A 19,837-nucleotide genomic window follows, 5' to 3' on the forward strand; every position below is an offset into this window, starting at 1 on the left:
CGTTGACCCGTCCGACCCAGGACACCGGGCCGCGCCTGGACAGCCCGCTGTTTGGCGAGCTGCTCCTCAAGCTCGGCATCGTCACGCCCAATCAGATCGAGGAGGCGCTCGCGCTGCAGTCGCTCAATGGCCAGCGCCTGGGCGAGGCGCTCATCTCGCTGGGCTACGTCACGCGCGAGCAGATTCAATCCGCCCTGGGCGAGGCGCTCGGCCTCAACGCGCCGCCGCCGGGCGTGGTGCCCGTGCAGCCGCCGCTCGGCGAGGTGCTGGTGGGGCTCAAGTACCTCACCGTCGCCCAGCTCGACGAGGCGCTCGCCCTGCAACGCCGCTCCGCGGGCCGCAAGCTGGGGGAGATCCTCGTCGAGCAGGGCTACTGCACCTACAAGCAGCTCTACGAGGGGCTCGCCCTGCAGGGCCGCGCGGGCCGCCCCGAGCCCGAGGCCCGGTCCCAGCCGCTCGAGGGCCACCACCGCGTCATGGTGGTGGATGACAGCCCGCTCGCGTGCGCCTTCGTGCAGGACGGGCTGGTGTCGCTCGGCTACGAGGTGGTGTGCTTCCAGGACCCGTACGAGGCCTTGGAGCAGGTGAACAAGGTGCAGCCGGCCATCGTGCTGAGCGACCTGGACATGCCGGGGCTGGACGGGGTGGAACTGTGCCGGCGGCTCAAGGAGGGCCCCACGCGGGCCATGCCCGTCATCATCCTCACGGCCAACGACAACGAGGCCGAGCGGGTGGGGGGCCTGCGCGCGGGCGCGGACGACTACGTCAACAAGTCGGCCTCCATGGACGAGCTGGCGGCGCGGATCGAGAGCGTCATGCGGCGCACGGGCGAGACCGAGCGCATGCGCAAGCTCTTCGCCCGCTACACCTCGGACGCGGTGGTGGAGGAGATCCTCAAGAGCCCGGACACGGTGGTGCTCACGGGCGAGAAGCGCGAGGTGACGACGCTCTTCGCGGACATCCGCAACTTCACGGGGCTCGCGGACAGCCTGCCGCCCGAGCAGACGGTGGGCGTGCTCAACCAGGTGCTCGGGGGCCTGTCGGACGCGGTGCTCACGTGCGGGGGCACGCTGGACAAGTTCCTCGGGGACGGGCTGATGGCGGTGTTCGGCGCGCCGGTGTTCCGCGAGGACGACGCCCTGCGCGCGCTCCAGTCCGCCAAGATGATGATGGTGTTCATGGCGGAGCTGCGCCAGCGCGCCGAGGCCGAGTGGGCCACGACGCGCCAGGGCCGGCCGCTCACGCTGGAGCTGGGCATCGGCATCAACACGGGCGTGGCGGTGGCGGGCAACATCGGCGGCGCGGTGCGCGCGGAGTACACGTGCATCGGGGACGCGGTGAACGTGGCCGCGCGCCTGTGTGCCCTGGCGGGCCCGGGGGAGATCCTGGTGGGCGAGCGCACGGTCACGGTGCTGCCCGGCCATGAGGCCGGCTTCGAGGAGCTACCGCCCGTGCGGCTCAAGGGCAAACCCCACCCGGTGCCCCTCTTCCGCGCCCTGTGGTAGTCCCCGGGGGGTGACCGCCCCCCTCGCTCCGACGACCCCCGCCGCCCCGGGCCCGACGCCCCCCCGGCGCGGCCCGCACCCCATGGTGTACTTCCTGGCCGTGGCCCCGGTGGCCATCGGCCTGGCCGTGTGGCTCGGGCTCAAGGGCAAACACGACCCCGGCCAGGACGCCGTCCACGCGGACTTCGCCCGCATCCTCGCCGCGGCCGAGGCCTACCGGGTGGACCATGGCTCCCTGCCCGAGGAGGGGGACCTGTCCTTCCTGGTGCCGCGCTACCTGTCCTCGCTGCCCGAGGATCCGTGGGGCCACCCCTACCTCTATGCGAGCGACGGCCGGACTCCCTTCCTCCAGGCCTACGGGGCGGATGGGCTCCGGGGCGGCAACGGCGCCAATCAGGATCATACCAACCACGACGGGCACCCCGTGCCGACCGGCCGGTAGGGCCTTTCGCGCACGGGAGGCCGGTTTTCCGGCCCGGGAATGCTCTTCCGGGTTCGACGGATAACCTCCGTTTGCGTTAAGGTTTGTTCATGAGCGGTCATGACCAGGGAGGTCGCCTTTGACACCGAGTGGATATGGTGAAGAGGAGCTCGTGGCGAACCGGGTATCGGTCCTGCTGACGGGTGGAACCGAGGACGAGCGGCGCACATGGGCGATGGTTGTCTCGCGCAACTTCCTCCAGGAAGGCACGCTGGTGGAGGTTCGCCAGAACGAGCAGCTCGCCGAGGCGCTGCACCGCCCTCGGGGCGTGGTGTTCATCCCGGACGTGGGGCGGTTGAGCGCCGCGTCCCAGGGGCTCATCGTGCGCTGCCTGCAGACGCAGGAGGAGCGGCCCAAGCTGGTGGTGGGGCTGTCGGGCGGGGTGGAGCCCGCGCGGGGCAAGGGCACCCTGCGCGAGGATTTGCTCTACCGACTGCACCGGGCCCACGTGGACCTGACGGCCGAGGGCATGCGCGAGCGCGTGGCCCAGCGCCGCGCGCAGCTCGCCGCCGACGAGGCCGTCCGCAAGGCCGAGGCCGAGCGACAGGCGGCGGAGAAGACCGCCCAGCTCAAGGCGGTGGGCATCTCGGTGCGCACGGGGCGCATGCCCTCCAGCCGGAGCGCGCCGCGCACCGCCTCGCCCAAGGTCACCCGGGGCTAGGCGCCGCTCGGCCCCCGGGGTCCACGCCCCGGGGTCCACCTCACGGGCCGCCCGCGGTGGGGCTAGCGGTGTTTCTGGCCGCGCTTGGCCTTGAAGCCCCCGGTGGAGCCTCCAGGCGCTCCCGCCTTGGGCGCGCTCGCGCGCTTGGGCGAGGTGGCCGCCGCGGTCGTCTTGCGTCCCCGCGAGCGCGGCGGGGCCTCGGGCTCGGCCGTGACGGAGATGCGCAGCGGGTGGCGCGCGGTGCGGGCGCCCCGGATGCGCTGCTCCACGGCCCGTGCCTCCTGGAGGAGCTCCTCCGCGGTGGCCCGGGCCTGGGCGCTGAGGGCCGGCTCGGGCGTGGACGGAGGCGGGGTGCTCACCGTCTCCACCGTCGTGCGCGCGGGCGTGTGCGCCTCGAGCCGTTCGGTGAGGGTTGCATGCCACTGGTCCACCGTCTTGGCCGCCGCGGTGGTCCCCTCCACGAGGTACCGCACGCCGCGGGCCCCGGCCTGGAGCGCCGCCTGCCTCACCTTCCCCACCAGACGCGTCGTGAGCGTCGCCATGTCGTCTCCCTCCCGTATCGTGTGCACTGTCGGGCGTTGTATGGATGCCCGAGCAAGGTATGCACGCGGGTGGGGATTGGAAGCACCGCGTCAAACCCCGGCCCTCCGCCTGCCTGCTGGGCGGAGCACGTGTCCAGGAGCCCTCGATGACTGATGCCCCCTGTTCGACGGAGACCGACCGGCTGGTGCTGATTCGGGGTGACCTCACCACGGTGCCCGCGGACGCGCTGGTCAACGCGGCCAACGCCTCGCTCCGGGGGGGCGGGGGGCTGGATGGGGCCATGCACCGGGCGGCGGGGCCGGAGATGCGCGCCGAGTGCCTCAAGATGCGGGGCTGTCCCACGGGCGAGGCCCGCATCACCGGCGCGGGGCGGCTGCCGGCCCGCCATGTCATCCACGCGGTGGGGCCCATGTGGCGCGGGGGGCAACACGGCGAGCACGCGCTGCTCGCGAGCTGCTACCGCCATGCCTTCTTGCTGGTGCAAGCGCATGGGCTGCGCACGGTGGCCTTCCCCTCGCTGTCCACGGGCCTCTATGGCTTTCCCATCGAGGAGGCGGCCCCCATCGCCCTGCGCGCCATGCGCGAGGCGCTCGCGCGTCAGCCCGCGCTCGAGCGCGTGACGGCGGTGCTCTACACGGACGCGGACCTGGCCGTGTACCAGCGCACCCTGGCCCAACTGGACTCCGCGCGTTGACGGATGGCCGCTGTCTGGCCGCACCTCGGGTGCTGGGCTACAGTCCCGGGCCTCTTTCCCTGAAGCCCGAGACTGGAGTCCCGCCAATGAGCGAGCAGAAGCCCCGTACGAAGCAGACCGCCGAGCAGATCCGCGCCAAGGTGCTGGAGGATCCCGACAGCAAGCGCATCGCCACCGCGGTGGGGCTGGAGCTCAACGCCTACGCGGACATGGTGGTGGACTACGCCATGAACCCGGAGAAGGAGCCCGTGCTCAGCGTCGCCTCGGACGAGGAGCTCAAGCAGGCCGGCTACACCGCCCCCACCGCCGAGGACGTGGGCCGCTTCTTCGTCGCGGGCGCCAAGGGCGAGCTGGGCCTGGAGTCGGTGCGCCACGACCAGTCCGGCTTCGACGCCTCGCACAAGGGCGACGGCAAGCCGTCCCTGTCGGGCGCCGAGGGCTCGCAGCAGCCCAAGGTGGACAGCGCCAAGAGCCAGGAGCTGATGGACCAGGTGCGCAAGGGCGGCGGACGAATCAACTGATCGGAAACAACTCCGAAATTCCTCCCCCGATAATCTTTTTGTACTCCCGCTCACGCGGGGCTCCCTGACAAACACCTTCCGGCCCCGCGGCCGGGAACACACTCCGAGGTTACTCACATGGGCTTCATCAAGGGCATCACCAAGGCGATTGGCAAGGTCGCGGGCGTGGTCGGCAAGGTCGCGGACGTGGTCGGCAAGGTCACCAACTTCATCCAGCAGCCCCTGAGCAAGCTGATGGAGCCCATCAAGAAGCTGGCCGGTGGCCTCCTCGACAAGCTCCCCTTCGGCATCGGCAACTTCATCAAGCCCTTCGCCGACAAGTTCCTCGACAACGCCCTGTCGTTCGTCGCCGGCGGCCCGCTGGGCGGCCTGGGCTTCCTCGCCAAGGCGATGCCCACCATCTCCAAGATTGGCGACCTGGCCCAGAAGGTCGGCGGCATCGCCAAGCAGGTCAGCGGCGGCATCTCGCCCGAGGGCAACATCAACCTGCAGAACATCTTCGCCCACGCCCACGCCCAGAAGCTGGTCGGCGCGCAGTAGTCCCCCGCCGCACCGCCCCGATGAGGGGCGCCAGCGCCCCGATGAGGGGCCGTGCGCGGTCCAGGGCCGGTTCTCCCGAGGCGCTTCGCCCGGGGGAGACCGGCCCTCGGTCTTTCTACCCCCCCGCGCGCAAGAGCCACCCGGCATCCCGCCGCAGCCGCTCCACCGCGTCGTCGTCCTCGCTGTTGTAGTAGCCGCGGATCTCCCCCGAGCCGTCCACCAGCACGAAGTGCGAGCCGTGGAAGATGCTGGGGATGTCGTTCTCGTCCTCGCCGTTGCGGCCCATGGCGATCTTGAACCCCCCCACCACCGTGTCCTGCAGGCGCGTGTAGTCGCCGGTGAGGAAGCTCCAGCGCGTGGGGTCCGCGTGGTGGCGCGTCGCGTACGCGCTGAGCCGCTCGGGCGTGTCGTACTTCGGGTCCACGGAGAAGGACACCAGCGCCAGGCGCTCCCCCTCGGTCAGCTTCTGCAGCCGCGCCATCTTCTGGGTGAAGACGGGGCAGATGGTGGGGCAGCGGGTGAAGATGAAGTTGGCCACGAAGGGGCGCCCGAGCAGCTGCGCGCGCCCGAAGGGCTGGCCGTCCTGGCGGGTGAAGGTGAAGTCCGGCAGGGCGCCGAGCCGCTCTGGAGGTTTGTCCCCCGGGCGGACCAGCGCCACGCCGAGCAGGAGCAGGCACACGGCGGCGGTGGCGAGCAGGGCCACCCAGAAGAAGGTGGGCGCGGGGCGCGGGGGCGCGGACGGGGCGGCGGGCGAGGGATCGGGAATCGTCGACATGGCGGAGCCTCGTCCCGTCCCTAACGGATGCGCCCCGGGGGCACAAGGGCCCCTCCCGGCGGGGTGGTCGGCTGACGGGCGGTGGACCCGGGGGGACAGCGCGCACACTCCCCCACTGTCCGAGCGGTGGGCGTCCAACAGTCGGGACCACCGGGCCGGGCACCCGTCACCACGCTCTGCTAAGCCCATGTCTGGCTCACCCATGCCCATTCCCGAACCATCCAGAGTCATCCCCCGCGGGCAGGAGAATCGCTACTGCGAGGGAGTGGGTTCCCTGCTCGACGGCGTCACCGACGGCATCCTGGTGGTGGATGCCGCGTGGCGGCTCGTGTGGCTCAACGCCGTGTTCGAGCGGCTCGTGCGGCGCTCGCGCGAGGGGGTGGTGGGCCAGTTGCTGTGGGAGGCCTTGCCGGAGCTGGCCGACAGCGGCTTCGCCCCCGGGTGGCGCCGCGCCCTGAGCGAGGGCCGGCTGGTGACGCTGGAGGACTTCCTCGCCCCGGCGGGGGTGTGGCTCGAGTCCCGGGCGTTCCCCTCGGGCGAGGGCCTGGCCATCTTCGTGCGCGACGTGTCCGAGCGCCGCCTGGCGGAGAACGAGCGGGTGCGGCTCTTGTCCGCCGAGCACGTGGCCCGCACGGCCGTGGACGGCGAGCGCGCGCGCTCCCAGGACATGCTCATGCTCGCGCCCACCGCGGTGGGCATCACCCGCGGCCCCGAGCACCGCTTCGTCTTCTCCAACCTCCTGCACCGGCGCTTCCACGGCAACCGCGACCTGGTGGGACTGCCCCTGCGCGAGGCCCTGCCGGAGCTCGCCGGCCAGGGCGTCTACGAGGTGATGGATCGGGTGTACGCCTCGGGCTGCACCTACGTGGGCCGCGAGCGGCTGGTGAAGGTGCCCCGCGACGGCGGCGGCTCGGAGGAGATGTACTTCGACATCGCCTACCACCCCCAGCGCGACGGCGCCGAGCGGGTGGAGGGCGTGGCCATCTTCTCCTATGACGTGACGGACCTGGTGCGCTCGCGCCGCACCGCCGAGGCGCTCGCGCGCGAGCTGGGACACAGCGAGGCCCGCTTCCGCTCGCTCGTGGCCGCCATGACGGACCTCACCTGGGCCTCACCGCCCTCGGGCGAGTTCGTGGAGGATCAGCCCGCCTGGCGCGCCTTCACCGGCCAGACGCTGGAGGAGCTGCTCGGCTGGGGCTGGCTGGACGCGGTGCACCCCGAGGACCGGGGGCGCGTGGCGCGCACCTGGAACGAGGCGCTCGCGGCGTGTCTGCCCTTCGAGCAGGAGTACCAGCTGCGGCGCGCGGACGGCACCTACCGCCACATGCTGGCGCGCGCGGTGCCCGTGGTGGAGAAGGACGGCTCGGTGCGCGAGTGGGTGGGCGCCTACCGGGACGTGACGCGCAAGCGCCGCGCGGAGACGGAGCTGGAGCGGGCGCTCGTGCGCGAGCAGCGCCACGCCGCCCAGTTGCAGGGCCTGGCCAGCGCCGCGCTCGTCATCAGCGAGGCGGACTCCATCGAGCACATGCTCAAGGCCATCACCGAGCAGGCGCGCGAGGTGATCGGCGCCCACCAGTCCATCACCAGCCTGGTGCTGGAGGGGGACTGGGCCCTGGCGCGCGGGGCGGTGTCCGTGTCGGACAAGTACGCGACGTGGCGCGACTGGGACGTGCGGCTGGATGGCACGGGCATCCACTCGTGGGTGTGCCGGCTCAACCTCCCCATGCGCCTGTCCCAGCAGGAGCTGGAGTCCCACCCGGCCTGGCGCGGCTTCAACCGCCACCCCACGCCCCGCGCCCCGCCCCTGCGCGGCTGGCTCGGCGCCCCGCTGGTGGGCCGGGACGGGCGCAACATGGGCCTCATCCAGCTGTCCGACCGCAACGAGGGCGACTTCAGCGCCGAGGACGAGGCCATCCTGGTGCAGCTCGCGCGCATGGCCTCGGTGGCCATCGAGAACACACGGCTGATGGCGGAGGCCCAGGCGGCCAACCGCGCCAAGGACGAGTTCCTCGCGGTGATGAGCCACGAATTGCGCACGCCGCTCACCGCGGTGCTCGGCTGGACGCAGATGCTGCGCGGGCGTCAGGGGGACGCGCGCGCCATGGACAAGGGCCTGGCCATCATCGAGCGCAACGCGCGCGCGCTCGCGCAGCTCATCGAGGATGTGCTGGACGTCTCGCGCATCATCACCGGCAAGCTCACCCTGCACCGAAAGGGCGTGGAGGTGGTGGGCGTGGTGCAGGCGGCGGTGGAGGTCGTTCGAGCGCATGCCGAGCAGAAGGGCGTCTCTCTTTCGCTCGACGTGGCGGTGGGAGGCAATGGGTCCGCGGTGCTCGTGGGCGACCCGAGCCGACTGCAGCAGGTGTGCTGGAACCTGCTGGTGAACGCGGTGAAGTTCACCCCGGCGGGAGGCCGGGTGCACGTGCGGCTGGAGCGCGGCGAGGGCGAGGTGGTGCTGCGCGTGACGGACACGGGCAAGGGCATCCGCGCGGACTTCGTGCCGCACCTCTTCGAGCGCTTCTGGCAGGCGGACGGCTCGGCCACGCGCGAGCACGGAGGCCTGGGGCTGGGGCTCGCCATCGTGCACCACCTGGTGACGCTGCACGGGGGCGCGGTGCGCGCGGAGAGCGCGGGCGAGGGCAAGGGGGCCACGTTCACGGTGTCGCTGCCGGTGCCGGCGGTGCTGCCCGAGGTGCAGGCCGAGGTGCTGCCCGGGGTGGAGGCGGTGCAGCGGGTGAACCTGGACGGGGTGCAGGTGCTGCTGGTGGAGGACTCGCCGGACGCGCGCGAGCTCATCGCGATGATGCTGCGGGACCGGGGCGCGCGGGTGCGCACGGCGAACACCGCGAGCGAGGCGATGGAGCGCTTGCAGGAGGCGCTGCCGGACGTGCTGGTGTCGGACATCGGGCTGCCGGGCGAGGACGGACACGCGCTGTTGCGCAAGGCGCGCACGTGGGCCGAGGCGAGGGACCAGTGGGTGCCGGCGATCGCCTTGACGGCGTACGCGGGCGCGGAGGACGCGCGGCGGGCGTACCGGGCGGGCTTCCAGGTGCACATGGCCAAGCCCTTGGAGCCCGCGTCGTTCCTGGAGGCGGTGGCGAAGCTCGCGGGCCGCGCGGAGCCGGGCGCCCAGGCGGGGTAGGGCGTGGGCGGGTGATACGGTCCCCTTCCATGAGATGGAGATGGGGGGCTGTCTTTCTTTGGAGCTTGCTCGTGGCCTGCGTGAGCGGGGGCTCCCGAACGCAGGCGACGCCCCATCTGGTGTCCTGGGATGCGGGCTGCGAGGACGCCCGCAGTCTGGTCCTGGTGTGCCGCGAGGACGAAGAGGAGTGCGGCCTCTTCTCGTGCCGGGACGTGTTCGCGCCCGAGGTCCTGCTGGCGTATCGGGGCGGCGGAGGTGTTCCTCTCTTCGGCGCGTCACCCGCTCCGAGGCGCTGGTGGGGCCGAGTACCTCCAGGATTCTCCTGGGGACACGCCGTCCTCACCTTCCGCACCAATCGCCATTTCGACCCGAAACCGCCACCGTTCGTCCTGCCCCCGGGCCGCTGGGCACGTCATCACCTGTTTCCCCAGGCGCGGGAACTGAGGGAGTGGTTCCAGGCCCAAGGCGTTGCCGACATCCACCAGTACACGATCCTCATCCCAGAGTCCGTGCACGTCCGGGTTCATGCCGGTGGCGCTCGGGGCGGTCTGTGGAACCAGGCGTGGAAGAACTTCATCCGAGCCAACCCCACGGCGAGCTCCGCGGAGATCTACCGACACGCGGGTGAATGGCTCTATCGGTTCCAACTGACAGGGCCCATCGTGCCGTATCACGGCGCGGTGCCTTCGAGGTGAGGGGATGTCCAGGTTCTTCGAGATCCGGGCGGCTCGGGAGTCGCGCTACACGGGGGACATCCAGTTCGGGTTCCGGTGGCGACTGGCGGGCCTTCGTTGTCCCGAGTGCCAGCTCACCGCATCGGGTGGCTTCACCGCCTATCCCAGTGTGGACCTGTCCTCGGCCCCTGTCCGCGCGGAGTTCGCAGTGGGCAGGGTAGTGCCGCCCGAGGAGTTCCTGCGACTGCGCGAACAGCTCGGGCCCTATGTGCCGCGCGATCTGCCCCTGCCTCCAGGCGTGTGGTTGGGGCCGCTGACGGGCGTGGCCACGGGCTCCTTCGGCTCGTTCTTCCTGCACTCGCTCTGGACGAAGCTCGTGCGGCGCGAGGCCTGGGAGTCTTTACGGGCCGAGGGTCTCCGCGGCGTGCGGGCCTTTCCCGTGCAACTGCACGTCGCGCAGGCGGCTCCCCCCGACCTGATGGAGCTCGAAGTCCCGCCACGAGGGCACCTCCACCCCGAGTGCACCCCCGCGCGTCCGCCTCCTTGTTCCCGCTGCGGACTGGCGCGTCTGCGCCTCCCGGACGAGCCCGTGCTGGACCTGGCCTCGCTGCCCCCGGACACGGATCTGTTCGTCCTGAGCGACTTCGAGACCGTGCTCATCGGCACCGAGCGCTTCGTGGCCGCCGTGGAGCGCCTCGGTCTGGACGATCTCGACGTGCGTGAGGTGCCCGCGCGCTGAGCCCGATGCGTGGGCCTCCAGGTTTTCTGGCCAGGAAGAAGCCAGTCATTCCAGGGGGTTGGGCGGCCGGAGACGAAAAAAGCGTCACCCCCGCCGCAACCTTTTCTCAGCCCTTACGAGAATAGGAGCACGGTTCACGCTTTTTCCTTCTTTCTGAGGCCCTCGCTCATGAGCACCTACTCCGTCCGCAGCGGCGACACCCTCTCCGGCATCGCCAGCCGCTACAACACCACCACGGGCGCCCTGGCCAAGGCCAACAACATCTCCAACCCGAACCTCATCCGCGCGGGCCAGAAGCTCACCGTGCCGGGCGGGTCCACCAAGGCGGGCGCCACCGCCGCCGCCCCGCGCGCCAGCGGCGGGACGTACACGGTGAAGTCCGGGGACACGCTGTCCGGCATCGCCCAGCGCCACGGCACCACCACCAGCGCCCTGGCCAAGGCCAACAACATCTCCAACCCGAACCTCATCAAGGTCGGCCAGAAGCTCACCATCCCGGGCAGCTCCGGTCCCAAGGCGCCCGCGCCCGCGCCCGCCAAGCCCACCCAGCAGTACACGGTGAAGTCCGGAGACACCCTGTCCGGCATCGCCAGCCGCTTCGGCACCACCACGAGCGCCCTGGCCAAGGCCAACAACATCTCCAACCCCAACCACATCAAGGTGGGCCAGAAGCTCACCATCCCGGGTGGGGACAACTTCGAGTCCAAGCCGCCCTCCGGCGGTGGCGGCTCGGGTCCCGTCACGGGTCCCGCGCCCGCTCCGGCGCCGGGTGGGGGCCAGGGCTCGGTGTCGGTGCAGCAGCTGCGGCAGATCATGCCCAACCTGTCCCAGGCCAAGGCCGAGCAGTACCTGCCCCACCTCAACCGCGCCATGGCCGAGGCGGGCATCAACACCCCCATGCGCAAGGCGGCCTTCCTCGCGCAGCTCGCGCACGAGAGCGGCCAGTTCCGCTACATGGAGGAGATCGCCTCGGGCGCCGCCTACGAGGGCCGCAAGGACCTGGGCAACACCCAGCCGGGTGACGGCGTGCGCTTCAAGGGCCGTGGTCCCATCCAGCTCACCGGCCGCGCCAACTACCGCGCCGCGGGCAAGGCGCTGGGCATCGACCTGGAGAACAACCCCAAGCGCGCCGCGGATCCGGACGTGGGCTTCCGCACCGCCGCCTGGTTCTGGAACAGCCGCAACCTCAACACCTACGCGGACGCGGGCAACTTCCGCGAGGTCACCCGCCGCATCAACGGCGGCTACAACGGCCTGGCCGACCGCGAGGCCTACTACCGCCGCGCGCTCAACGTGCTGCGCTAGGCCGTCCACATCTTCCATCCATCATGACCCCCCTGCTTCTCCGGGCGGTGGGGTCGGGGGACCGCGTGCGCCAGTCCGGGCCGCGGTCCTTTCTTTTTTCGCCGCGCCGGGGCGAGGGCCCGCTCGCCGAGCGGCCGAGCGGCCATCGTTCGCGGCACCGGCTCCCACCCATGCCCACCCTCGCGGGAGCAGGACTCCTTTCAACGAGTCGAGGGACATTCCATGGCGATGGAGCGAGCACAACGTTTCGTGGAGGCGCTGACGCGACTGGAGGAGACGGGCGAGGTGGACGCGCTGCTGGCCCTCTTCAGTGACGACGCGCAGGTGAGCAACGTGGTGTCGCACCGCACCTTCCAGGGCAAGGACGGCGCGCGCAAGTTCTGGAAGGAATACAAGGGCATGTTGGAGCAGGTGAAGTCCACCTTCCGCAACATGATCGAGTCCGGGGACCGCGTGGCGCTCGAGTGGGAGTCCGCCGGCACCGCGCACAACGGCGCGGCGGTGAGCTACGAGGGCGTCTCCATCATCGAGTGGGAGGGGGACGTCATCACGCGCTTCTACGCGTACTTCGATCCCCGACTGCTCGGCGAGGAGCTGTCGCACGGCACCGCGCAGCGCTCGGAAGTGCCGGCCACCACGCCGGCCTGAGCCGAACGTCGAGGAGCATCGGACCCGCGCTGGCCTATGCTCGGGTCCATGCTCCAACCCGTCTTCCTGCGCGCATGGGGTGAGGAGGTGCGTCCCCTCCAAGGGAAAGAGCGCGCCACCCACGTCTGGAAACACTTCCACGATCCGCTGCAACGGTGGGATGGCCTCGCGGACACCGACGTGCGGGCACTCCGGCAAGACTCCGAGCGATGTGGCTGTCCGCCGCATCGTGACCGAGGGACGCTGGCCTGGAAGGACCAGTCGCCGTCGTGCCTCACGCTGCTCGAGCAGCACCACGAGCGCTACTACGGTCCGGCCTATCTGAGCGAGCTTGCCCATGAGCACACACGGGGCGGTCGGCAGAAAGCCAATGACCAGCGTTTGTCGTGCTGTACGCCTCGCGGCGTCCTGGTCGCCGTGGGATTGCGACGGCCTCTGGCGGTCCTGTCCGCCTTCCGGCCCACGCCTTCCCATGGAAGCTTTCCCGCTACGGACGCCGCGTATGCAGAAGTAGCCCGGAGACGCTGTCGAGAGGCGGTTGACGTGACCGATCCGGATGCCTGGAAGGCGGAGGTGCTGCACGCGCTGGCGGACCTGTCCTCCCGGCCGCCCTCGGCGCCCGATGACGCCTGGCGCTTGGTCCTGGCCATTGGCGAGGCGAGGCCCTCGCGTGCCTCGGCGCATGACGTGGAGGTGGCGCTCCAACGCGCCGAGGCACATCTGGCGCGGTACCGGGACGACGTGGAGCGGGCGGTAAGCAGCGGACTGCGCGTGGAGCCCCTGCTGGCCGACTGGGCGGCCTCTCTCCAGCAAGGACACCCGGAAGCGGCGCTGGATCAACTCCTCGCGCTCGAGGAGATCCTGGTCGGCGCCGAGGTGCTGGGCCTGTCGGCCCCCCTCCAGCGCATCCTCACCGAGGTGGCCCGACTCGTCGCGCCCGCGCCCGCGGCCCTGGCGGGCCTGGACCTCCTGGCGCGAGACCGCCTGGCCCTTCGCGGCCCCTCCGCCCGCGCGCTCTGGGACACGGTCTCCGAGGCGGCCACACGCGTGTCCCGGAGCGCCCCGCCGGGCGTGGTCACGACGTGGTTCTCGCGCTTGGATCGCCTGCGCGCCGACCTGGCGCGGGGGGCCTCACGGCTCACGGAGCGCTTCGACGTGGAGCCGCCAGACCTGACCCCCGTTATCGCGTTGGGCCGCGCGTCGTCCGAATGGCAGGTCCGGGTCGAGGGGCACTGCCCTGCTGGCTGGCGATTGCGGCTGTTCCTCGTGGACGCGGCCCATCCCCAGGGTGTGCCCCTGCGGGAAGGCGTGGACGCCAATTTCCACCGGGTGGCGGACCGCTGGATCCTCGATGGCTGGCTGCTCGACAACGCCGAGGACATCGCGCTGCTCATCGTGCTCGCCGCGCCCACGTTGCCCGAGGGCGAGTCGCTCGATGCCCTGTTGGTCTCGGCCGCCGCGTCCCCCGAGGTCCGGGTGGCGGAAGTGCTGCTCAACCCCGCCAGTGGATGAACCCCTTGAGGGACCAGTCCCGCTGCCGGGCCTGCTCACCTCCCGCGCTCCGTCCCAGGGCGGGGCCCTGTTCGGGCGCCTGAATGCCCCGGAGTGCCTCGGAGGGGTCTCCTCGCTGGTGCAGGACCGCGAGGACGGACCGCCCCACCTCCCACGCGGGGCCGAGCAGCACGGGCCACAGCGGGGCGATCACGCTCCGGGCGCCTCCCGCCAGCAGGGCTCCCGCGAGCCCCGCGGCCTGGTGGAGCCAGTCCCCCACGCGCCCGGTCTCGCACGACAGCAGGACGATGCTGGCGCCCGCCACCCGCTGGGGTTGCTCGGCGAGGCGGCTCATGCTCAGCGGCGCCACGGCTCCCGTGTCATCCACCAGCATCAGCCGCGCGTCCCGGGGTCCATCCACTTCGCCGTGGCACAGCAGTACCGCGACGTCCACCTCCGCCATGTCGTGCAAAATCGCATCCGGCGAGGCGGGACCCTCGACCAGCCCGGGGCACGTGCCGTCCAGGGCTTGTCCCCACCGCGGGCCCCGGCTCATGCGCACACGCAGGTCGCTGGTCTCCTGGGCCGTCCGCGCCAGCAGCACCATGAGCTCGACGGAGTGGGGCAGGGCGAGGGCCGGGGTGTTCTCGCCGGGATCCGCCACGGCCAGCAGGGTGCGCCGGGGACGGGGCGGAGGCGCGCGGGTTTCCAGGTCGAGCCGCACGGCGCAGGTGACGGGCACGGCGGGCCAGAGGTCCGCGGGGGCGAGCGTCCGCAGTACGCCCGAGGGGATCCACAGCAGGTGCGCGAGGGACGTGGGCAAGAGGCGTGTCAGGGCCGCGAGGACGCCTCGACGCGCCCAGTCCAGGACGGCCGAGTACTCGGGGCCAGGGCCTAGATGGGACAGACCCCGGGCCACCTGGGCTTCGTCGTGCGGGGGCGCTTCCACGGGCAGGACGGCGAGCATCACTTGGCGCGGCTCGCCCGGGACGAGCACGGCGGCGAGCACGCCGCGCGCGCCCTGCACCACGGCGAGCGCCGCGGCGCCCGGGTGTGCGTGCAGCCAGGCCCAGGTGCCCTCCAGATCCGGCTCTCCACGCAGGAACCGGGGCACCCGCGTGCGCAGCCCCTCCAGGGCCCGCTGGATGCGCCGCTCCTCGCCCGAGCGGATCGCCTCGAGCCACGCCACCCAGAGGTCATGGGGCGCGCCTTCTGGCCGGGCCGTGCGTCCCGCGAGCCGACGCTGGGCGGACCCGACGGCGCGCACCACCCACCGGAGGACGGCCTCCGCCCTCGCGCCCGAGAGCACGAAGTCCACTCCAGCGGAGGCGCCCACGACGCCGTCCTCCGCCAACCGGCGCGCCAGGGTGGTGGCCAGCTCGACGGCGAGATGGGCCTCCTGGGCTCCCGCCTCCTCGTCGAGCAGGAGGAAGGGACGGGCCTCGTCCATCGCTTCCCAGGCCTCCTGGGCGGTGCGCTCCAGGTCGGCGAGGGTGGGCGCGACCCGGGCCAGCTCGAGCAGCAGTGCGGCCGAGCGGAAGAGCCGCACGGGGCTGTCCAGCTTCCGCGCCGCCGCGAAGGCGCCGCTCAGGGCGTCCGTCCCCTGGCGCCAGAGCGCGAGCGCGAAGGCCACGTCCAGGTTCTCCATTCCGGGCGAGCCCAGGAGCAGGCTCGCGACCCCCCGCCCGATGTTCTCGCGCGTTTCCCAATGGTGCACGGGGTTGTGCTCCAGGGTGCGGACCGCGAGGCATTGCTCGGACAGCGCCAGGCCCTCCATGCGCTGGATGGGAGGCGCGTCTCCGCGAAGCAGCGAGTCGGCGAGGTTGTGGACGGTATAGGCCCGCACGTCCCGGGGCGCATCCGCGCGGAGGGTGGCCAGCCGCTGGCGCCAGAGCTGGACCGCGTCCTCGTGTCGGCCTTCCCGGTGGGCCAGACCCGACAGGCAGATGGTCTGGTAGTTGTCCGCGCTGTCCCGTTCCGAGGCGGACAGCGGGCTTCGGTCGAGGCGCTCGAAGCTCGCCCGAGCCGCCAGGTACGTGGCCCTCGCCTGGGCCGGGTCGGAGTGCTTGCCCCCCAGCATCGTCTGGTAGACGGCCAGGGTCAGCCAGGTCTTGGCCTTCTGCTCCGCGGAGAGCTCCTCGGCGAGCAGGGCCTTCGCGGCCTGGATGCCTTCTTCGAGGGTCACGCGGGGATCGCCCGCGCCCCGCTCGAGCCGCAACTCGGTGAGGGTCATCCGGACATGCAGCGCCACGTCCCGCTCCCCCGCGGCTTCGTACTCCCGCGCGCACTGCTCGTAGAGCGACTCGGCCTCGCGCAGGTGGACATCGCGGTCTCCGTCCGTGCGATAGCGTGTCGCGCGTGCCTGCTGTTGCAAGGCCAGCCGGGCAAGCGAGCCTTGCTCGGGGCTCCCGGTACGGACCTCGCGGGCGAGTTCCACGGCCCTCGGAAAGTCCTTCACGGGATGAAGCTGATCCGCCGGTGCCCAGAGCTGGGCCAGTTCCAACAGCAACTGCCCACGGACAGTCGTGTCGGAGAGTTGCCGGAGGAGCCGCTCGGCTTCGTGGGCTCGGGGCGTGACCTCCGCGGACGTGGCGTGCTCTCGTGCCACCAGATGCGCCAGCAGGACCGCGCTTGCCAGGAGGGCTCCGGGACGGGCCTGGGCGTCCTCGGTGTTCGCGAGCCGCTCCGCGAGGGCGCGGAGCGCGCCAGGCGAGCGGTCCTGTTGCTGGTGGTCCTGCTCGATGCTTTGACGCGCTTCGGCGGGATCCTTTCCAAGCTGTCGTGCCATCCGCTCCACCGCGTCCAGATCCAGCGGACGCAGGCGCCCCGTGGCCTCGTAGAATGCCTCGCTCGCGGGGTGGCTCATGAGCGTGGAGATGGACTCGGCGTCCTCTTCGGACACGAGACCCTGCTTTCCGCGCAGGGCCCGCTGGACCATGTCGGTCAGCTCCGGATGCCGCTGGCCGATGCGCTCCAGCCGCCGCTGGAGCGCGCTGTCCTGGGGCTCGAGGCGCATGAGCCCGGCCAGGACCTGGGTCTGGAGGCCCGCGACCATGCGTCGGTAGTCCCCCTCGGCCAGACCCTCGGCCTCGTCGAGCCGGTCGAGCGCCCGGCGCAGGCGAAGCAGCTCGGTGCCTCCGGGTTGCTGCTGCTCGGCCCTGGCGGCGGAGAACAATGTCTCCACCCGGAGATACCCCGTCTTGCGCAGCTCCAAGGCGCGCGTGAGCAGGGCCAGTGCCTGGACGGCATCACCCCGAGCGCCGCGATCCAGGAGTGCGTCAGCCTTCACCTTGAAGAGCTGGGCGTCCGTCGCCTCGCTGAGCGACCCGAGGGACTCCGCCTCGGTGTAGAGCGCCAGCGCACGCGCGAGGTCGGGCGCGAGACCTTTTCGGTAGGCATTGCCGGTCGACACCAGCAGGGGAAAACGCTCCCACGCGGGCAGGCCCGCGGTACGGGCTTCCGCCAAGCCCTCCTCCAGGATGGGCCGCGCGTCCTCGTGGCGCTCGGCATCCAGCAGCTCGATGCCTCGGAGCAGCTTCGCGGTGGCCTTCTCCTTGGGCGTGCGCGCATGGGCGAGCAGCGCCTCCACCGCCTGGGTGTAGGCCCGGGCCGCGTCCGCTCCCGTGGAGGCGTGCCGACGGCGAAGCGCTACCCTCAGGTGGAGCAGGTGGAAGGTGGGCTTCTGGGCGAGCACCTTCTCCAGGGCCTCGTGCAGCCCGTGCAGCATCGCGGTGGGCGAGGCGCGGGCCACCTCATCCGCCAGGGTGTCGAATCCCCGGGAATCGGACTCGCGGAAGAAGAGCCACTCCAGGACGGCTTCCGCGCGGTCGGGACGGGCCTGGAGGACGGCCAGGGCGATGCCTCGCTCCTGGGCACCCAGGGGCCCGGTCTGCTCGGGGGCTTCCCCGTGGGCGAGCGCCACGGCCCAGCCGGGCAGTGCATCGAATCCTCCGGACAAATCCTCCGGCGTGTCGTGGGGCGGCGCGGGAGGCGAGCGTGGAGACGCCAGACAGGCGCGAATCCACTCACGCCGGGCCTTGAGTTCCAGGGAGCGCTCGGGGGCGGGGTCGAGGGCGAGGAGCTGATCGGCCACCGTGAGGGCGTCGGGTGGGGTCAGCGGGCCCAAGGCGAGCAGGCTCTTCACGGCATGGCCCCGATAGCCGGAGACCTCCTTGCCGGGCAGGGGCAGGTCGCGCGTGAACCACTGGGCGGACGCCACCGCCGTGGGCTCGTGCTCCCGTGTCTGGAGGGAGAGCTGATCGATGCGGATGCGCGCCTGCGTCCGCATGTTGAAGACGGTGGCCCGGGCGTCGTTGCCGAGCTGTCGCGCCGCGCGTTCCGCATGCCGCCAGGCGCGCTCGAGCAGGCCCTTGTCCCGGCGTCCCGCCATCCACAGCGCGCTGGCCAGATCCGTGCGGGTGAAGGGGTTGTCCGCGTCCCCCTCAAGCAAGGTCTCCACTTCGTCACACCAGCGCAGGCGCTCGGCATGCGCGTCCGAGGGAAGCAGGGCGATGAGCTGCGCGGCGGCGCTCAGCCGGGCGCCGGGTCTGCGCTCGTGTTGGAGCGCTTGGCGCAGCTCGTCGGCCGCGTCGGATTTCCGCCCCTCGGCGTCCAGGAGCTGGGCGCGGAGCGCGGGCTCGCGCAGGATGTGCTGGCCGCTCGTGAGCAGGAGCCGACGGAGGTCCGAGGGCAGGACGCGGGCCTGGTTGGCCAGGGCTCCCTGGAGCAGGGCGTCGGATTCGGTGTCCGTCGGGCATTGGTCGGAGAGGTAGTGGCGCACGAAGCCGATGAACTCCGCGGAGGGCGGAGCTCCGGGATGCGGGCCGCGCAGTCGGATGAGCGTGAGCCGGGTCTGGGCGGGCGTTCCGACCAGACGCGCCTCTGCTTTGAGCAGCCGCTCCTGGGCGTCGGCCTCGCGTCCGGCGTCCCGGAGAAGGTTGACGAGGTACTGGGTGGCATCGCTCAGGTTGGGCCCGTCTCCGAGCGCGAGGGCCTCGGCGAAGACGGTCTCCAGGTGGGGCAACGCTTCTTTCGGGCGCTCCTCATCGAGCAGGGCCTGGACCAGGTGCAGGCGCACGAGGTTGCGGTTGGACGAGGGCCGTTGACGCGCCATCAGCCGCAGCGCCTGCTCCAGGGGGCCGATGGCCTCCGCCGCCTGTCCCCGCCGACGCAGCACATCGCCCAGCGTGGCGAGGGGCGAGGCGGCATGGATGTCGCCCGCTTCGGCGGGGAGCGTCGCCACGGCTCGCCGGGCGAGTTCCTCGGAGGCGGCCCGCTGCGCCTCGTCTCCGTGGAGCAGCCAGAGATGGGCCTGGATGGACAGGCGCGAGGCGCGAATCAGGGGCGACGTGCTGCATTCGGCGGCGCGGGCCGCGTACTGGAGGGCCCGGGCGGTGGCGCCCTCCCGGCCGAGCGTGATGCCCCGGACCTCGAGCTCGGAGAGGATCTCATACACGTCCGCCTGGAGGGCGGGCTCCTCGGTGCGATGCAGGAGCGCCTCGAGCCGGGAGATGCGCGCACCCAGCGTCTCCCAGGGGGGCTCCCGCTGGTCGGCGAGCTGGAGGAACACGGCGCGCGCCAGGGTGCACTCGGCCATGAGTTCCCCGTGCGTCGCGCCGCATGCGCGCGCGAGCCGCGCGGAGTCCTCCAGATCCTGGAGCGCGGCATCGCGCTGCGCGGGCCGTTCCATGGCGAGCGCGAGCCGGGTGTTGCCCCGCTTGAAGAGCAGCTCCGCCCGCAGCCTCTCGGCGGGCTCAAGCGCGAGCATCTGGTCGAGCAGCCAGAGCCGGAGTGGGAAGAACTCCAGCCGGCCGAGGTCATACAGCGCCTGGATGGCCACGAGCAGGAGGCCGGGTCCGTACCGGTCCGCGAGCGCGGGCGTGGCGCTCAGTCCGGACAGCAGGTGCATGCAGAGGGCCAGCAGGGGCAGCGGCTCGAGCTCATGCAGGCGGCTGTCGAGGGACTGAAGGAGCGCCTCGTCCACGTGCCAAGCGGGCTCGGCGCGAAGGAGCGCCTGGAGCGCGTCGGGGGTGGCTCCATGGGGGCCTCCCGCGCGGCGGGCGAGCTCACGGGCTCGCGCGCGCAGCGCTTCCCAATCCATCGAGTCGGGCGTCATGGC

15 protein-coding genes are annotated in these 19,837 nt (G+C 71.8%); 12 read left to right on the forward strand and 3 right to left on the reverse strand.

Translation table 11 applies throughout. From position 1 onward, the window contains the following. The first annotated feature begins 2 nt into the window (after positions 1-2). The 3 genes from I3V78_RS03855 (at position 3) to I3V78_RS03865 (ending at position 2,647) form a co-directional block, all read left to right on the forward strand. Complete coding sequence (locus I3V78_RS03855; protein ID WP_239576283.1) at positions 3-1,505, forward strand: cyclic di-GMP-binding domain-containing protein, MshE-related; 1,503 nt, start codon at positions 3-5, stop codon at positions 1,503-1,505. 10 nt (positions 1,506-1,515) lie between these two features. Then, on the forward strand, positions 1,516-1,947 hold the full coding sequence (locus tag I3V78_RS03860; protein ID WP_338023460.1) for a type II secretion system protein GspG: 432 nt from the start codon (positions 1,516-1,518) through the stop codon (positions 1,945-1,947). A gap of 151 nt (positions 1,948-2,098) precedes the next feature. Continuing rightward, positions 2,099-2,647 carry a Fis family transcriptional regulator gene (locus I3V78_RS03865; protein WP_338023461.1) on the forward strand — a complete coding sequence of 183 codons (549 nt, stop codon included), beginning with the start codon at positions 2,099-2,101 and terminating at the stop codon, positions 2,645-2,647. A 62-nt stretch (positions 2,648-2,709) separates the two neighbouring features. Here I3V78_RS03865 and I3V78_RS03870 read toward each other — a convergent pair whose 3' ends face one another. Beyond that, entirely contained in the window at positions 2,710-3,189 is a 480-nt protein-coding gene (locus I3V78_RS03870; protein WP_204484967.1) for a hypothetical protein, read from the reverse strand. Between the two features lie 146 nt (positions 3,190-3,335). Between I3V78_RS03870 and I3V78_RS03875 the strand changes: the two genes are divergently transcribed. The 3 genes from I3V78_RS03875 to I3V78_RS03885 all read left to right on the forward strand — a co-directional run bounded on the left by I3V78_RS03875 (position 3,336) and on the right by I3V78_RS03885 (position 4,945). After that, positions 3,336-3,884, forward strand: coding sequence for an O-acetyl-ADP-ribose deacetylase (locus I3V78_RS03875; protein ID WP_204484968.1), 549 nt, complete (start codon positions 3,336-3,338; stop codon positions 3,882-3,884). An 86-nt stretch (positions 3,885-3,970) separates the two neighbouring features. Continuing rightward, entirely contained in the window at positions 3,971-4,405 is a 435-nt protein-coding gene (locus I3V78_RS03880; protein WP_204484969.1) for a hypothetical protein, read from the forward strand. Between the two features lie 117 nt (positions 4,406-4,522). After that, entirely contained in the window at positions 4,523-4,945 is a 423-nt protein-coding gene (locus tag I3V78_RS03885) for a hypothetical protein (RefSeq protein WP_204484970.1), read from the forward strand. A 115-nt stretch (positions 4,946-5,060) separates the two neighbouring features. Here I3V78_RS03885 and I3V78_RS03890 read toward each other — a convergent pair whose 3' ends face one another. Beyond that, entirely contained in the window at positions 5,061-5,720 is a 660-nt protein-coding gene (locus I3V78_RS03890) for an SCO family protein (RefSeq protein ID WP_204484971.1), read from the reverse strand. A 265-nt stretch (positions 5,721-5,985) separates the two neighbouring features. Between I3V78_RS03890 and I3V78_RS03895 the strand changes: the two genes are divergently transcribed. The 6 genes from I3V78_RS03895 (at position 5,986) to I3V78_RS03920 (ending at position 13,740) form a co-directional block, all read left to right on the forward strand. Next, positions 5,986-8,862 carry a hybrid sensor histidine kinase/response regulator gene (locus I3V78_RS03895; RefSeq protein WP_338023462.1) on the forward strand — a complete coding sequence of 959 codons (2,877 nt, stop codon included), beginning with the start codon at positions 5,986-5,988 and terminating at the stop codon, positions 8,860-8,862. 29 nt (positions 8,863-8,891) lie between these two features. Continuing rightward, a complete protein-coding gene (gene sitA6 / locus I3V78_RS03900; protein WP_239576284.1) occupies positions 8,892-9,557 on the forward strand; it encodes a SitA6 family polymorphic toxin lipoprotein in 666 nt (221 codons plus the stop codon). Between the two features lie 4 nt (positions 9,558-9,561). Next, entirely contained in the window at positions 9,562-10,275 is a 714-nt protein-coding gene (gene sitI6 / locus I3V78_RS03905) for a SitI6 family double-CXXCG motif immunity protein (RefSeq protein ID WP_204484974.1), read from the forward strand. A 168-nt stretch (positions 10,276-10,443) separates the two neighbouring features. Then, positions 10,444-11,580, forward strand: a complete 1,137-nt coding sequence (locus I3V78_RS03910) for a LysM peptidoglycan-binding domain-containing protein (RefSeq protein WP_204484975.1) — start codon at positions 10,444-10,446, stop codon at positions 11,578-11,580. Positions 11,581-11,802: 222 nt separating this feature from the next. Beyond that, complete coding sequence (locus I3V78_RS03915) at positions 11,803-12,228, forward strand: nuclear transport factor 2 family protein (RefSeq protein ID WP_204484976.1); 426 nt, start codon at positions 11,803-11,805, stop codon at positions 12,226-12,228. A gap of 543 nt (positions 12,229-12,771) precedes the next feature. After that, entirely contained in the window at positions 12,772-13,740 is a 969-nt protein-coding gene (locus I3V78_RS03920) for a serine/threonine-protein kinase (RefSeq protein ID WP_204484977.1), read from the forward strand. Here the strand turns inward: I3V78_RS03920 and I3V78_RS03925 are convergent. Continuing rightward, positions 13,721-19,819 (reverse strand): CHAT domain-containing protein, encoded by a 6,099-nt coding sequence (locus I3V78_RS03925; protein ID WP_204484978.1) that lies wholly within the window; start codon positions 19,817-19,819, stop codon positions 13,721-13,723. The two genes, I3V78_RS03920 and I3V78_RS03925, sit on opposite strands and share 20 nt — an antisense overlap. Positions 19,820-19,837: the final 18 nt, after the last annotated feature.

Source organism: Archangium primigenium, from assembly GCF_016904885.1.
Taxonomy (GTDB): domain Bacteria; phylum Myxococcota; class Myxococcia; order Myxococcales; family Myxococcaceae; genus Cystobacter; species Cystobacter primigenius.